11 protein-coding genes are annotated in these 14,299 nt (G+C 74.6%); 6 read left to right on the top strand and 5 right to left on the bottom strand.

Going from position 1 to position 14,299, the window contains the following annotated elements:
• Nucleotides 1-68: 68 nt before the first annotated feature.
• Entirely contained in the window at nt 69-3,056 is a 2,988-nt protein-coding gene (locus tag OG937_36505; GenBank protein ID WUD76809.1) for a tetratricopeptide repeat protein, read from the bottom strand.
• Entirely contained in the window at nt 3,053-4,891 is a 1,839-nt protein-coding gene (locus tag OG937_36500) for an HSP90 family protein (GenBank protein WUD79003.1), read from the bottom strand. The genes OG937_36505 and OG937_36500 overlap by 4 nt, the downstream gene beginning before the upstream one ends.
• 282 nt (nt 4,892-5,173) lie before the next feature.
• Between OG937_36500 and OG937_36495 the strand changes: the two genes are divergently transcribed.
• A complete protein-coding gene (locus tag OG937_36495) occupies nt 5,174-6,757 on the top strand; it encodes an alkaline phosphatase D family protein (GenBank protein WUD76808.1) in 1,584 nt (527 codons plus the stop codon).
• A gap of 71 nt (nt 6,758-6,828) precedes the next feature.
• Here the strand turns inward: OG937_36495 and OG937_36490 are convergent, their stop codons facing one another.
• Nucleotides 6,829-7,401 carry an alpha/beta hydrolase gene (locus OG937_36490; GenBank protein ID WUD76807.1) on the bottom strand — a complete coding sequence of 191 codons (573 nt, stop codon included), beginning with the start codon at nt 7,399-7,401 and terminating at the stop codon, nt 6,829-6,831.
• Between OG937_36490 and OG937_36485 the strand changes: the two genes are divergently transcribed.
• The 3 genes from OG937_36485 (at nt 7,294) to OG937_36475 (ending at nt 10,108) form a co-directional block, all read left to right on the top strand.
• Nucleotides 7,294-7,887 (top strand): dihydrofolate reductase family protein, encoded by a 594-nt coding sequence (locus OG937_36485; protein ID WUD76806.1) that lies wholly within the window; start codon nt 7,294-7,296, stop codon nt 7,885-7,887. The genes OG937_36490 and OG937_36485 overlap by 108 nt on opposite strands.
• Nucleotides 7,888-8,094: 207 nt before the next feature.
• Nucleotides 8,095-8,652, top strand: a complete 558-nt coding sequence (locus OG937_36480; protein ID WUD79002.1) for a DUF1990 domain-containing protein — start codon at nt 8,095-8,097, stop codon at nt 8,650-8,652.
• Nucleotides 8,653-8,728: 76 nt separating this feature from the next.
• Entirely contained in the window at nt 8,729-10,108 is a 1,380-nt protein-coding gene (locus OG937_36475) for a GNAT family N-acetyltransferase (protein WUD76805.1), read from the top strand.
• Here the strand turns inward: OG937_36475 and OG937_36470 are convergent.
• Nucleotides 10,062-11,264 carry a PLP-dependent transferase gene (locus OG937_36470; protein WUD76804.1) on the bottom strand — a complete coding sequence of 401 codons (1,203 nt, stop codon included), beginning with the start codon at nt 11,262-11,264 and terminating at the stop codon, nt 10,062-10,064. The two genes, OG937_36475 and OG937_36470, sit on opposite strands and share 47 nt — an antisense overlap.
• 59 nt (nt 11,265-11,323) lie before the next feature.
• On the opposite strand from OG937_36470, the gene OG937_36465 reads away from it, so the two are divergent.
• Entirely contained in the window at nt 11,324-11,806 is a 483-nt protein-coding gene (locus OG937_36465; GenBank protein WUD76803.1) for an Lrp/AsnC family transcriptional regulator, read from the top strand.
• Nucleotides 11,807-11,854: 48 nt separating this feature from the next.
• On the top strand, nt 11,855-13,531 hold the full coding sequence (locus OG937_36460; GenBank protein ID WUD76802.1) for a DUF885 domain-containing protein: 1,677 nt from the start codon (nt 11,855-11,857) through the stop codon (nt 13,529-13,531).
• A gap of 58 nt (nt 13,532-13,589) precedes the next feature.
• Here the strand turns inward: OG937_36460 and OG937_36455 are convergent, their stop codons facing one another.
• Nucleotides 13,590-14,186 (bottom strand): hypothetical protein, encoded by a 597-nt coding sequence (locus tag OG937_36455; GenBank protein WUD76801.1) that lies wholly within the window; start codon nt 14,184-14,186, stop codon nt 13,590-13,592.
• Nucleotides 14,187-14,299: the final 113 nt, after the last annotated feature.

Raw genomic sequence — 14,299 nt, 5'->3', positions numbered from 1 at the left:
AAGCCACCATTCAGACTAACCCTCCGCGGCCTGCTCCTTCTCGGTCGGGACCGTGCCGGCGGCCGGGCCTACGCCTGCCCGGCCGGTGCCTGCCCGCCCTGCGCTTGCCCGCCCTGCGCCTCCTCGGGTCCGGCGGACCGCTCGCCGACGTATTCGAGGACGGAGCGCGCCTCGGCCCGCCGCTGCTCGGCGACCTCGTCCTCCTGACCGCCGTCCTCGCCCCCGTACAGGGCGATCACGGCCCGGGCCCGCTCCGCGGCCGCGGTGTGCCGTCCCAGATCGGCCTCGAGCCAGGCGGCCATCAGCTGGGCCGCGCTGCGCGCGGGACCCGGTTCGAAGACCGCGATCGCGCGTTCCGCGCAGGCCAGGCCCTCCTCGTACGCGGCGCGCGCCGAGCCGTCCGTGTCGTCCTCGCCGGGCTCGCCGGGGCAGGAGCGGACGACCAGTTCGCCGGTCTGCCGGTGGGTCCCCGCCAGTTCGGCGCGCAGGTGCGCCGCGGCGTCCCCGTCACCGGCCGCCGTCGCCGCGGCCAGCGCCTCCTCGGCCACCGCGACGGCCTCGGCCATCACCGAGCGGCCCACGCCGAGACCGCCCTGGCCGTCGTGGAGGGCGAGCCAGGCCCGGGCACGCAGCGAGCGGACGAGGGGGACGGGACGCTCCAGGGCACGCCAGAGCTCACCGGCGCGGGTGTACGCCTCGCCGGCCTCGCCGGCCAGGCCGGCCCGTTCCAGGGAGTCCGCGGCGAGGTTCGCGAGGACGGCGTGGTCCTGCTGCTCCTCCCAGCCCTGCGCGATCCCCGCGGCGAGCAGGAACTGCTCGGCGGCGGCGCGCGGCTCGTCCAGGTCGCGCAGCGCGTCCCCCAGCCACCAGCGGGCCTGGACGACGCGCCCGTCGTGGTGGGCGCGCACCAGGTCGGGCAGGGCGGTCTCCAGGACGGTGGCGGCCTCGGCGGACCTGTCCTGGCGCAGCAGCGCCCCGCCGAGCACGAGCCGTGCCCAGGCGCCGAGCTCCTCGGACATGTCGCCCTCGTCGGCCCAGTGGGCGCCCTCCAGGGCGTGGTCGGCGGCCTCGGCGTCGGCTCCGCGGGCGGCGAGCGCGGCGGCGAGCACGGTGTGCAGGTGGGCCCGGTGCACGGGGCCCAGGGCCGCGGCGCCGTCCTCCAGCGCGGCGCGGGCGGACCGCTCCGCGGTGGTGTGGTCGTCCCGCTGGAGGGAGAGGTCGGCGAGGAGCGCCTCGGGTTCGGCGGCGTGCCACGGGGTTCCGGCCTCGTGGTGGAGGCGGGCGGCCCGCGCGAAGAGCTCGGCGGAGGTCGCGACGTCGCCGCGCGCGGCGGTGTGGCGGGCGTGCAGCGCGATCGCGTCGGCGAGCCGTCCGGCCATCCGGTCCTCGTCGCGGTGCTCCTGCGCGAAGGCGATGATCCGCAGCAGTTCCGCCTCGCCCTCGGCGCCGGGCGGCCGGAGGTGGAACCGGGCCAGCCAGGCCCCGGTGAGCTGGCGGGCGGTGGCCCGGCCGGTGCCGTGCAGCTCGCGCAGTGCGTCGACGGCCGCGTCGAGCGCGGTCAGGGCCCGGGCACTTTGTTCCGCGACGGCCACCGCGTAGGCGGCGCGGGCACGGCAGGCCGCGGCTTCGCCGGGCTTGCCGGCCGCCTCGAACAGGCCGGCGGCGGTGTCGAAGAGCGGTACGGCGCTGCCGGGGTCGGCGAAGGCGTCGATGCCGGCGTGGTCGGCGATCTCGGCGCGGGCCAGGTCGTCCAGGGCGGTGCCGGTGCTGTCCGCGGCACAGCCCGCGGCGGCCCATGCGGCGCCCGCGTCGGGGTGCTGGGCGGCGCTGAGCCTGCGGGCATCGGCGAGCAGTGCGGGGACGTCCGCCGCGCCCGCGGGCACGGCGGCCGCTCCGGCGGCCGGTGCGGGCTGCGGACGGGCGGGCGCGGTCAGGCGCTGCCGGGCCCGGACGCCCAGCGGGAGCCGCTCCACGAGGGGCTCGGCGCCGAGGCGCTCGCGCATGCGGCGGCTGACGGCGTCGTTGCCGTTGCGGGCGTCGAAGCGCGCGGCGACGGCGGCGGCCTCGCGCTCGGCGTGGGCGAGCAGCGTGCGGGCGGTCCACTCGGTGCCGGCCGGGCCGGGGACGCCGCCGTCGGCGTGGCCGAGGGCGAGCAGGCGGCGCATCAGGACCGCGGTGACGACCAGGTGGTCCATGAGCGTGTCGGGGTCGCCGGTGTCGGTGAAGTACGCGGGGTGCTCGGCGAGGATCTCCAGGGCCCGTGCCTCGTTGCCGGTCAGGGCGCAGAACTCGACGTGGGAGGAGACCGCGCCGCGCATGCTCTCCATGGAGCGCACCAGGCGGTGGCCGCGCAGGTGGTGGGCGCGTGCCTCGTCGAGCCGGCCGAGCCGGACCAGCGGCAGCAGCGAGGACGCCAGCACGTTGTGCGGTTCGTGGGCGCAGGTGTACTGCCCCGTCAGGACCGGCTCCCAGGCGCTCAGCGCCTCGTCGTCACGGCCGCGTTCCACCTGCCAGCTGCCCTGGCCGTGGAGTTCGCAGGCGTGGCAGTCGGCCATGCCGTCGCGGTCGGCGGCGAGCCAGGCGGCATGGGCGGCCTCGGCGCGGGCGGTGTCACCGAGGTGCCGGGCGATGCGGAACTCGCCCTGGCGGACGGCACGTTCGGAGTGACCGGCGAGGCGGTAGCGGTGCTCCATCTCGCGGTGCCACTTCTCGATGGAGGCGAGCGGGACGTCGGGCTGGTCGAGCATGCCGTTGGCCACCCACTTGAAGATCCAGTGCAGGTGGTGGGTGTTCGCGCCGTCGAAGTCGCCGGGCCGCTCGTCCCACATGCGCAGCAGACGGGCGAAGGGCACGAAGAACTTGTCCTTCTCGCTGCTGTACGCATAGGCGTTGGCGAGGTTGAACAGGGCCTCGAGGAGCAGCTGGGTGTCCCCGGTGGCCTCGGCCTCGGCGACGAGCCGCTCCGCGCCGGCGTTGCGGGCGCGGCCCTCGGGCTCCTCCCGGTTGTGGTGCAGGGCGCGGCGTACGGTCTCGACCGCCGGGTCCTGGGTGCTCATCGGCCGTCCTCCTGTTCGGCGTCGGCGGGCTTGCCCGCGGGGCTGTCCGCGGTCTGCGCCGCCCACTGCAGCAGGCCGAGGAAGGCGCGGTTGAGGAGCGCGGAGTCGGCGGGGCGCAGCGGGCGCTGGGCCATCAGCAGGGCCTGGCCGTACAGCGCCTCGGCGGCGGTGCCGACGAGTTCGTGGTCGGTGAACCCGCTGATCCGCCGGACCAGCGGGTTGAGGTGGTTCAGGACGAGCCGGGCGCGCGGGGCGCCGCCGCGCAGGGAGCCGAGGATGCCCGCCCACAGCTCGTCGGCCTGCTCCTCCTCCTCGGCGCGGGCGCGTTCGTGGCGGGCGGCCCGGTCGTCCAGGTGCAGGGCGGGGACGGTGACGGGGTGGAAGGTGCGCAGCGACACGTCGCAGCCGAGCGGGTCGAGCCGGGCGCGGGCCGCGGCGAGGAAGCCGGACAGCGCGAGTTCCTCGGCCGGGTCGACGGGGTCGAGGTGCGCGGTCACGGTGTCCGCGTCGAGTTCGGCGACGGCGGTGCCCGGACGCACGGTCGGCAGCAGCTCGACCAGGTCGGCGTCGTAGGTGTAGCCGCCGTTGACGACGCCGATGCCCTGCGCGGAGGCGATCGCGGCGACCTGCCGGTACTCCTCGACGGTGCGGGTGAAGTGGACGACGGGGTGGCGGCGGGCGAACTCCTCGAGCGACAGCTGCCCGTCGGTGGTCTCGAACGGCAGCCACGGCAGCATCGTGCGGAGCATCCCGGCGTCGTGCCGGGCGAGCGACTTGACGCCGAGGTGGTGGACGGCGAGGAACTGGGCGAGCCGTTCCCGGTCGCCCGCGGCAAGTTCGGTCAGCCAGCCGCGGATGCGTTCGCCGAGGGCCTCGCGGACGGCGGCGAGCGTCTCGTCGGCGTACAGGCTCTCCCGGGACGCGGTGGGGCGCAGGCTGTCGGTGTCGATCACGCAGCGGACGAAGAAGGCCCACTCCGGCAGGAGTTCGTCGGCCCGGTCGGTGAGCAGCATGCCCTTGAGGTGGACGCGGTGCCCGGCGCGCTGGGCGGGGCTGACCGCGGCGGGCAGGACGTAGCCGACGCCGCGCACGCCCGCGAGGGGGACGTCGAGGTCGATGACGTCGAGCGGGGTGAAGCCGAACTGCTCGTGGCAGTGCCGGGCGAGCGCGACCCGGCGGGCCGCCTGCCCGGGGTGCGGGCGCTCCCAGACCGGCGGACGCTCGGTGACGGGCGTGTCGCCGACCCGCACGTCGTACGGCAGCAGGGACCCGAAGTCCTTGGCGAGGGCGAGCACGCGCTCCTCGGCCAGCCACTCCGCGGCGCCCGGCCGGGCGGTCAGGTGGACGGTCGTACCGGGCTCGGGGTGGTCCTGCCGCGGCAGCGTGCGGACGGTGTACGAGCCGTCGTCACGGGCGGTCCACTCGACGGGCGGGGCGTCCGGGGTACGGGCGGACCGGCTGACGACGCGGATCTCCGCTGCGACGACGAAGCAGGCGAGCAGCCCGATGCCGAACTGGCCGAGGAACTCCGAGCGGGCGCTCTCCAGCCCGTCGCGCTTGGAGCTGCGGCCGATGGTGGCGAGCAGGTCGTGCACGTCGGACTCGGTGAGGCCGACGCCGGTGTCCGTCACGCGCAGCCGGCCGCCCTCGGCGTGCAGGTGCACCCTGGCGGGGGCGTCGGGCTGTTCGGCCCGGCGGGCGGTGATCGCGTCGACGCCGTTCTGCAGCAGTTCGCGCAGGTAGACCTTGGGGCTGGAGTAGAGGTGGTGGGAGAGGAGGTCCACCAGGCCGCGCAGGTCGACCTGGAAGGCGTGCGGTGTCTGATCTGCAGTCATCATGGAAGCGCCGGTGCATTCCCGGGGAGGGATGACGGGGCGCGGGTAGGGCGATCGGGTGATCGCGGCCGCCGGATTCGGGACATCGTATGGCGGCGGAGCCCGTGGTTACCAGGGGGTTTCGTCGCACGGGGCTCACGTGGGGGCGCGCGGAGGGGGTGGGCGCCGCCGTACGGCGCGGGGTGGTTGTTCACTGGGCGTTCGGATCGACGGCACGCGGCGCGCGTAGGAACGTGGGGCGGACGCATTCCGGCGTACGCGGCTGCGACGTGGGAGGTCAGGATGGCGGACGGATCCGGGAGCACGGTCGGGCGGCGGTCGGTGCTGAGGGGCGGGCTGGCGGCCTCCGGGGCGCTGCTGGTGCCCGCGGGGGCCGCGCCCGCACTGGCCCTGCCGGGGAGGCCGGCGGCGACGTCGGGGGTGCAGACCGGCGACGTGACCGCGTCGGGCGGCCTGGTGTGGGTGCGCGCGGACCGGCCGGCGCGGATGGTGGTGGAGACCTCGGCGACCGAGTCGTTCCGGCACACCCGGCGCTTCCACGGCCCGGTGGTCGGCCCCGGCACCGACTTCACCGGGGTGACCCGGCTGCACGGCCTGCCGTCCGGCGAGCAGGTCCACTACCGGGTGCTGCTGGCCGACCCCGACGACCCCCGCCGCACCGGCGCGCCGGTCACGGGCACCTTCCGCACGGCGCCGGACGGACGGCACGGCGGGGTGCGCTTCGTGTGGTCGGGCGACCTGGCCGGGCAGGGCTGGGGCATCAACCCCGACATCGGCGGCTACCGCATCTTCGACGCGATGGGCGCGGTGGACCCGGACTTCTTCCTGTGCAGCGGTGACAACATCTACGCCGACGGCCCCATCGCGGCGACCCAGGCCCTCCCCGACGGCAGCGCATACCGCAACGTCACCACGGCGGAGAAGTCCAAGGTCGCCGAGACGCTGGCCGAGTTCCGCGGCAACTTCCGCTACAACCTGCTCGACGAGAACCTGCGGCGCTTCAACGCCCGAGTGCCGTCGGTCATCCAGTGGGACGACCACGAGGTCCGCAACAACTGGTACCCCGGCGAGGTGATCGCCGCCTCGGACCCGCGCTACACCGAGAAGAGCGTGGACGTCCTCGCGGCCCGGGCGCGGCGGGCGTTCGCCGAGTACTTCCCCCTCTCCTCGCTGCGGCCGGACGGCGCCGGCCGGGTGTACCGGGTGCTGCGGCAGGGTCCCCTGCTGGACGTCTTCGTCCTCGACATGCGCACGTACCGCAACGCCAACTCCCCCGACGACCAGGCCCACGACCCGCAAGGCATCCTCGGCCGTGAGCAGTTGGAGTGGCTGAAGCGGGAGCTGTCGCGGTCGCGGGCGGTGTGGAAGGTGATCGCCGCCGACATGCCGCTCGGGCTGGTGGTGCCCGACACCACGGAGGGCCGGCCGAACATCGAGGCCGTCGCGCAGGGCGACCCCGGCGCGCCGCTCGGCCGCGAGCTGCAGATCGCCGAACTGCTGCGGTTCGTCAAGCACCGCAGGATCACGGGCACGGTGTGGCTGACCGCCGACGTCCACCACACCTCGGCGCAGCACTACCAGCCCTCGCGCGCGGCGTTCACGGACTTCGAGCCGTTCTGGGAGTTCGTCTCCGGTCCGCTGAACGCGGGTGCCTTCCCGGCGAGCGCGCTGGACGGCACCTTCGGCCCGGAGCGGGTCTTCGTGAAGGCCCCGACGGCTTCGAACGTCTCGCCCGCCGAGGGCTACCAGTTCTTCGGGCAGGTCGACATCGACGGCCACTCCGGGGACATGACGGTGCGGCTGCGCGAGCAGGACGGCTCGGTGCTGTTCACGAAGGTGCTCCGGGCGGGTCTGGTCGGCCAGTAGCCTCGGACGGCAGCGGGGGCCGCGACGGGCCGGCGCCCGGCGGTGCGAGCGCGCCGCCGGGCGTCCGGTGCTCAGCGGGCGGCCGCCAGGATCACGTCCGCCACGGCCCGCGGCTGGGAGACCATGACCAGATGGCCGGCGCCGGGCACCGATACCGTCGCGGCCCCCATGCGCTCGGCCACGAAGCGTTCCAGGTCCGGCGGGATGATCTGGTCGTCCTCCGCGACGACGTAGTGGCACGGGTGCTCGCGCCAGGCCGGCGGTCCCGACACGAAGCCGAAGCGGGCCACGTCGCTGGGTCCCTGGACGGCGGCCAGTACCCGTGCCTCCTCCGTTGCGACGTCCGGGCAGAAATACTGCGGGAACAGGTCCTGGCGATCACAGTCGGTCGGCGGCGGTCGGATTCCGTCTCGATCCGCAGGGATGTGGTCCAGGTCACCTCGCCTCGCCTCCTGGGCGCGATGATTTCGGGGCAGTGCGACGGTCTCCCTTGCCGTGACCGCAGCGAGCGACGACGAAGACGAGGAGCGAGTCCCATGCGCATCGTGATCACCGAGTTCATCAGCCTCGACGGCGTGGTGCAGGCGCCGGGCGGACCGGACGAGGACACCGACGGCGGCTTCGCCAACGGCGGTTGGACGCACCCCTTCTTCGACCCGGAGGTCGTGGGCGGCGCCTTCGACGAGGCGGTGGGCAAGGCCGACGCGCTGCTGTACGGGCGCCGCACCTGGGCGGCGATGGCCGGCGCGTGGCCCGAGCGGGCCGGTGACCCCTTCGCGGACCGGATGAACGCGCTCCCGAAGTACGTCGTGTCCGGCACGCTCGGCGACTCCGAGCTGACCTGGCACAACACCACCCGCATCCCCGGCGGGGAAGCCGTCGCCCGGATCAAGGAACTGCGGGAGGCCCCCGGCGGCGACGTCGTCGTCATGGGCAGCCCGACGCTGGCACGCACCCTGCTGAGCGAGGACCTGGTCGACGAACTCCGCCTCATGGTCATGCCCGTGCTCCTCGGCGGCGGCAAGTCGGTCTTCCCCGAGGACGGCGGACTGCGCACCTTCGCACTGGTCTCCACGGTCACCAGCGACAAGGGCGTCAACGTCTGCACCTACCGGCGGGCCGCCGGGTAGCCGGGAGCGGCACCGCGTGAGTCACGTCCCGGACCGGTGCCGCCCGGAGGAGGCCGCGGGGGACGCGCCGTGGAGGCGGGGGCACGGCGGCGGTCCGGTTCGCCTACGGGCTGCCGGGATCTGCGGATGCGGGCGGCGTCCCGGGGGCTTAGCATGTGCAAATCGTCAATACGGCGATTTCGAGACCTCGTGGAGCGACCGGGGAGGGTGCTCCGCGGGCTGACGGACGGGGAGGACGGCGCCGTGACGGGTGGTTTCACCTATGAGCAGGTCGGGATGACGCGGACCGGCGGGCCCACGCCGCCGGGGTTCCACCACCTGCACGAGCGGATCCGGCTCGGCGAGGGCCCCCAGGTGCTGGCCGCGGCCGGGCGGGCGCTGATGGGGTGGCGGATGCACCGGGCGACCGGACTGCGGGTGCCCGCCGGCACCCCGGACGCGGCACCGGGGGTGCGCGTGCCCCTGCGGATCGGCCCCCTGCGCGCGCCGTGCGAGGTGGTGTGGGCGGAACGCGGCCCGGAGCGCGTGGGGTTCGCCTACGGGACGCTCCCCGGCCACCCGGAACGCGGGGAGGAGGCGTTCGTGGTGAGCCTCGCGCCGGACGGGTCCGTGTGGCTGGATGTCACGGCCTTCAGTGGACCGGGGGCGTGGTACGTGCGTCTACTGGGCCCCCTGGGACGCGTCACTCAGCGTGGCATCGCGCGGCGCTACGGCCGATGCCTACGCCGATTGTCGCAGGACGGAACTGTTGAAAGGGGGAGTTAACCGACATGGGACACCCTTTACCCGTCGGTCACAACGCGTTCGTGATCACGCAACACGAGTTCGGCATGGTGTTTGCATGCGAGAACTGACTTCCGCCACGACCGCCCCCGCCGCCTTCGCGGGCCGGCGGCACCACTGGCGCCGCGACGTCATCGAACTCGCCGCGCTCTTCGTGGCCGTGGCCACCGCCGACCTCATCGCCAATCTCGTCGGGCACGCCCCCGACGGCCCGGCCCTGTTGTGCCTGTCGGCCGCCGCGCTCGTCGCCACGGCCGGGTTCCACACATGGTGGGCACGCCATCACGGTCATTCACCGCCGACAGCCGGGAGCCACAGCGGGAGCCGTACGACGGAGCCGGGGGAAAGCTCCGCCGCCACCGGACCCGACCCGCAGACCACGTTGTGGCGGGTGCGCACCACCGTGCGCGACACGCCGGGCAGCCTGGCCGCCCTCTGCACGGCGCTGGCCGGGCGGGGCGTGGACATCCTCACGCTCCAGACGCACCCGCTGGCCGAGGGCACCGTGGACGAGTTCCTGGTCCGCGCCCCGGCCGCACTCGCCCCGGGCGACCTGACGCGGGCCGTGGGCGGCGGGGGCGGGCGCGACACCTGGATCGAGCGGGCCGACGCCCACGACCTGGTCGACACCCCGACCCGGGTGCTGAACCTCGCCACCCGCACCGCCATGGACGCCGCCGAACTACCCCTGGCACTACGCCAGTTGTTCGGCCGCTGCACGATAAGGTCCACCCCGCCCGGTACGGCCGGCCCCGATCCCGCCGAGGACACCGAGGACACCCTGGAGGGCACCATCATGCGGCTGCGCGATCCGGCCGGAGGCACCATCACCGTGGAACGCGCCTACCTCCCGTTCACCCCGACCGAGTTCGCCCGCGCCCGCGCGCTCGTCGAGCTCGACGCGCACCTGGGCACCAGGGTCCCGGAGGACCGGGCGGTGCTCACCCTGCCCGAGGGCAACGAGATCACCGTCCGCCGGGCGGGCCCCGAGGACCTCGAGGCCGCCCGCGAGCTCCACGAGCGCTGCTCCGCCAGGACCCTGACGCGCCGTTACCACGGCCCCGTCGCGGACGTGGACCGCTATCTGACCCACCTGCTCAGCCCCCGCTTCGGGCAGACGCTCGCCGTGCAGACCGTCTCCGGCCGGCTCGTCGCCCTCGGCCACCTGCTGTGGGACGGCGACGAGACCGAGGTCGCCCTGCTGGTCGAGGACGCCTGGCAGCGCCGCGGCATCGGCCTCGAGCTGCTGCGCCGCCTGGTCGCCCAGGCCGTCGACGCGGGGTGCGGGAGCGTGTACGCGGTGACCCGGGCGACCAACACCGGGATGGTCGCGACGATGCGCCGCCTGGGTCTGCCGCTGGACTACCAGGTCGAGGACGGCACGCTGGTCATCACCGCGACGCTGTCACCGGCCGGCGCGAGCGTGTCGCTGCGCTGAGCGCGATGTCGAGGTCCTCCCACAGGTCCTCGACGTCCTCCAGGCCGACGGACAGCCGCAGCAGCCGGTCGCTGACCCCCGAGCTGTGGCGGTCGCCCTCGTCGACGATGCGGTGGCTGATCGAGGCCGGGTGCTGGATGAGGGTGTCGACGCTCCCGAGGCTGACCGCCGGGGTGATCAGCCGGACCCCGGCGATCACCTCGTGCGGGTCGCCCTGGACCTCGAACGCGACCATGGCGCCGCCGATCCGCGGGTAGTGCACCTTCGCCACCCGCGGGTCGGCGGCCAGCCGCTCGGCCAGCGCGGCCGCCGTCGCCGAGGCGGCCTTCACCCGGACCGGCAGCGTGGACAGCCCGCGCAGCAGCAGGTAGCCCGCCAGGGGGTGCAGCACCCCGCCGGTGGCGAAGCGCACCTTGCGCAGCACGCGGGCGAACTCCTCGTCACAGGCGATGACCCCGCCCAGGACGTCGCCGTGGCCGCCCAGGTACTTGGTGGCGCTGTGCAGCACGATCCTGGCGCCGCTCTCCAGCGGGCGCTGCAGGACGGGCGTGGCGAAGGTGTTGTCGACCAGCAGCGGCACCTCGCCGCAGGAGTGGGCGACGGCCCGCAGGTCGACCTCGGCCAGCGTCGGGTTGGCGGGGGTCTCCACGATCACCAGGCCGGTGTCGGGGCGGATGGCGTCGGCGATCCTCCCCCTGACTGCGTCGGGGGTACCCCCAGCCGGGTCGGTCCAGGTCACCTCGGTGCCGATCAGGCCCCCGGTCAGGAGGTGGTCGCTGCAGCCGTACAGCGGGCGGACGGCCACCACGTGGCGCAGCCCCATGGAGGCACGGGCCAGCAGGGTGGCGGTGAGGGCGGCCATGCCGCTGGCGAAGGCCACCGCGGCCTCGGCGCCCTCCAGCCGGGCCAGCGCCGCCTCGAAGCGGGCGACGGTGGGGTTGTCGAGCCGGGAGTAGACCGGCGGGCCGGTCAGCGCGGCACCGGTCACGGCGAAGTCGTCCAGCCGGGCGGCCTCGGCGCGGCTGTCCCGCGAGGGGTAGGTGGTGGACAGGTCCAGGGGAACGGCGTGCAGGCCGAGGTCCGCGAGGTCTTCGCGGCCGGCGTGCACGGCCTCGGTGGCGAGGGCGCGGGTGGGCGCCGATGCTGTCGTGTCCATGGCCCGATGCTGAACAGCTACCGGTCCGTAGCGGGGAGAGCCCGTGTTAACTTCGGCCGATGTCCGATTCTGTGCTTCTGGATCCGGTCGACCTCGAGATTCTGCGGCTCCTGCAGAACGACGCACGGACGACGTACAAGGACCTCGCCGCGGCCGTGGGCGTGGCCCCGTCCACCTGCCTGGACCGGGTCGGCCGGCTGCGCCGCACCGGGGTGATCCTCGGCCATGAGCTGCGGGTCGACCCGGCCCGGCTCGGGCGGCCGCTGGAGGCACTGCTGGCGGTGCAGGTGCGGCCGCACCGCCGGGAGCTGATCGGCCCGTTCGTGGAACGGGTGCGGGCACTGCCCGAGTCCCGGGCGCTGTTCCACCTCACCGGGCCCGACGACTACCTCGTCCACGTGGCCGTGGCGAGCACCGGCGACCTCCAGCGGCTGGTCGTCGACGAGTTCACCTCGCGGCCCGAAGTCGCGCGCGTGGAGACCCGGTTGATCTTCCAGCACTGGGACTGCGGCCCGCTGCTCCCGCCCACGTCAGGAATATGATCGTCAATGGTGATGACGGAGCAGGCCGCTCCGTACCAGGATGTGACCATGCCCGACACCACCGGCAGCGCGCTGCCCCGCCAGATCGCCGACGCGTACGTCGACGCGGTCACCGAACTCGACCCCATCACCGCCACGTACCTGGGGGTGCGGACCGGTCAGGACCGGCTCCCCGACTTCAGCCCCGCCGGCCTGGAGGCCCAGGCCGGGCTCGCCCGCCGCACCCTGGCCGACGTCGACGTGGCCGAGGCGACGGACGACGACGAGCGCCGCTGCGCCCGGCTGCTGCGCGAGCGGCTCACCGCCGAGCTGGCCGTGCACGAGGCGGGTGAGGGCCTGCGGGCCGTGAGCAACCTGCACTCCCCCGTCCACGCGGTGCGCGGCGTCTTCATGCTGATGCCGACCGGGACGGACGAGGACTGGGCCGCCGTCGCCGCCCGGCTGCGCGCGGTCCCGGAGGCCCTGGCGGGCTACCGGGCCTCCCTGGAGGAGGGCGTCGCCCGCAAGCTGCCGGCCGGGCCGCGCCAGGTCACCACGGTCATCGAGCAGCTCGGTGAGTGGCTGGGCGAGGACGCAGGAGCGAGCTGGTTCGCGCAGTTCGTGAAGGAGGGCCCGCAGGCCCTGCGGTCCGAGCTCGACGGCGGTGCCGCCGACGCCGCCGCCGCCGTCGCAGGCCTGCGCGACTGGCTGCGCGACACCTACGCCCCCGCCGTCGAGGGCACCCCGGACGCCGTCGGCCGCGAGCGGTACGCCCGCTGGGCCCGCTACTGGACCGGCTCCGACCTCGACCTGGACGAGGCGTACGCCTGGGGCTGGGAGGAATTCCGGCGCCTCGACGCCGAGATGCGCGTCGAGGCGGAGAAGGTGCTGCCCGGCTCCACCCCGCTGGAGGCGCTGGCCCACCTGGACGAGGCCGGCGAGGCCGTCGACGGCGTCGACGCGGTCCGCGACTGGCTGCAGGGCCTGATGGACGAGGCCATGGCCGCGCTCGACGGCACCCACTTCGACCTGGCCGAGCCCGTCAAGCACGTCGAGTCCCGCATCGCCCCGCCCGGCAGCGCCGCCGCGCCGTACTACACGGCCCCCTCCCTGGACTTCTCCCGCCCGGGCCGCACCTGGCTGCCCACCCTGGGCCGCGAGCGGTTCCCCGTCTGGGACCTGGTCAGCACCTGGTACCACGAGGGCGTCCCCGGCCACCACCTGCAGCTCGCGCAGTGGGTGTACGTCGCGGACCGGCTCAGCCGCTACCAGGCCACCCTCGGCCAGGTCAGCGCCAACGCGGAGGGCTGGGCCCTGTACGCCGAGCGCCTCATGGACGAACTCGGCTTCCTGACGGACGCGGGGCGCCGGCTGGGCTACCTCAACGCGCAGATGCTGCGGGCCACCCGCGTCATCCTGGACATCGGCATGCACCTGGAGCTGGAGATCCCGCGGGACAGCCCGTACCGCCCGGGCGAGACCTGGACGCCGGAGCTGGGGCGTGAGTTCTTCGGGCGCTTCAACGGGCTCAGCGACGCCATGCTCGACAGCGAGATCATCCGCTACCTCGGCATGCCGGGGCAGGCCATCGGCTACAAGCTGGGCGAGCGCGCCTGGCTCGCCGGGCGCGAGGCCGCCCGCAAGGCCCACGGCGACTCCTTCGACCCCAAGGCCTGGCACATGGCCGCGCTGTCGCAGGGCTCCCTGGGCCTGGACGACCTCGTCGACGAGCTCTCGAAGCTCTAGGCCGTGTCGTCCCTCGTCCCTCCGGGACCCGCCCGGGGGGACGACGGACACCGCCGCTTCACCGCTCCGGGTCGGGCCAGGCCGCCACGAGCGCCGGGTAGTCGGCGAAGCGGGGGCCGGGGACGGTCTCCCGGACCGGCCGGCCGTTCAGCCAGTCCATGCGGTGGACGCCGGTCTCGGTGTCGAGCAGGCAGCACACTCCGCCGGCTGCGGCCGTGAGGCCGGTGAACACCGATCTGACGCTCGCGGACCGCTCGAACATCAGGCTCATCCCGGTGGTCGCCGCCGTGAACTCCAGCGTCGCGTAGTGGGGGTGGAGCGCGGGCGCGAACCGGACCGTCAGATAGACGTAGCCGATCGGGACCCTCCCGAGCGCGTCGGGCTCGGGGTCGCGGGTCTCCAGGAACGCGCGTACGGCGTCGTCCACCCCGAACATGATCGAGGTGTCGAGCTTCAGCGTGTCGCTCCTGGAGCAGTCCACCGGCTCACTCCGGAAGTGGGAGGTGAACGGGACGACGATGCCTTCCCCGCCGGGCAGGGTGACCGTCAGCGGCGGCACATGCGAGGCCGGCGGCGCCAGCGTCACCAGCTCCGCCAGCGCGGCGGCGACGTTCCTGGCCGGCAGGACGATCTCGTAGGTGTAGTCGAGCCCCATGCGCATCCCTCCCCTGAGCGGCACCGATCGTGCCACGCCGGACCGCCGGAAGCCCGCGGATTTCCCGCGGGGCACGTCGCCGCCCGGTGCCTTCCTCCGATGCCCGCCCCGGC

The organism is Streptomyces sp. NBC_00510, from assembly GCA_036013505.1.
Lineage (GTDB): Bacteria > Actinomycetota > Actinomycetes > Streptomycetales > Streptomycetaceae > Actinacidiphila.
This window is presented reverse-complemented; position numbering and strand designations above follow the sequence as displayed.

Coding starts and splice junctions, on each gene's coding strand:
- OG937_36505 (WUD76809.1), bottom strand. CDS start 3,056: ATGAGCACCCAGGACCCGGCGGTCGAGACCGTACGCCGCGCCCTGCAC.
- OG937_36500 (WUD79003.1), bottom strand. CDS start 4,891: ATGACTGCAGATCAGACACCGCACGCCTTCCAGGTCGACCTGCGCGGC.
- OG937_36495 (WUD76808.1), top strand. CDS start 5,174: ATGGCGGACGGATCCGGGAGCACGGTCGGGCGGCGGTCGGTGCTGAGG.
- OG937_36485 (WUD76806.1), top strand. CDS start 7,294: ATGCGCATCGTGATCACCGAGTTCATCAGCCTCGACGGCGTGGTGCAG.
- OG937_36475 (WUD76805.1), top strand. CDS start 8,729: ATGCGAGAACTGACTTCCGCCACGACCGCCCCCGCCGCCTTCGCGGGC.
- OG937_36470 (WUD76804.1), bottom strand. CDS start 11,264: ATGGACACGACAGCATCGGCGCCCACCCGCGCCCTCGCCACCGAGGCC.
- OG937_36465 (WUD76803.1), top strand. CDS start 11,324: ATGTCCGATTCTGTGCTTCTGGATCCGGTCGACCTCGAGATTCTGCGG.
- OG937_36460 (WUD76802.1), top strand. CDS start 11,855: ATGCCCGACACCACCGGCAGCGCGCTGCCCCGCCAGATCGCCGACGCG.
- OG937_36455 (WUD76801.1), bottom strand. CDS start 14,186: ATGGGGCTCGACTACACCTACGAGATCGTCCTGCCGGCCAGGAACGTC.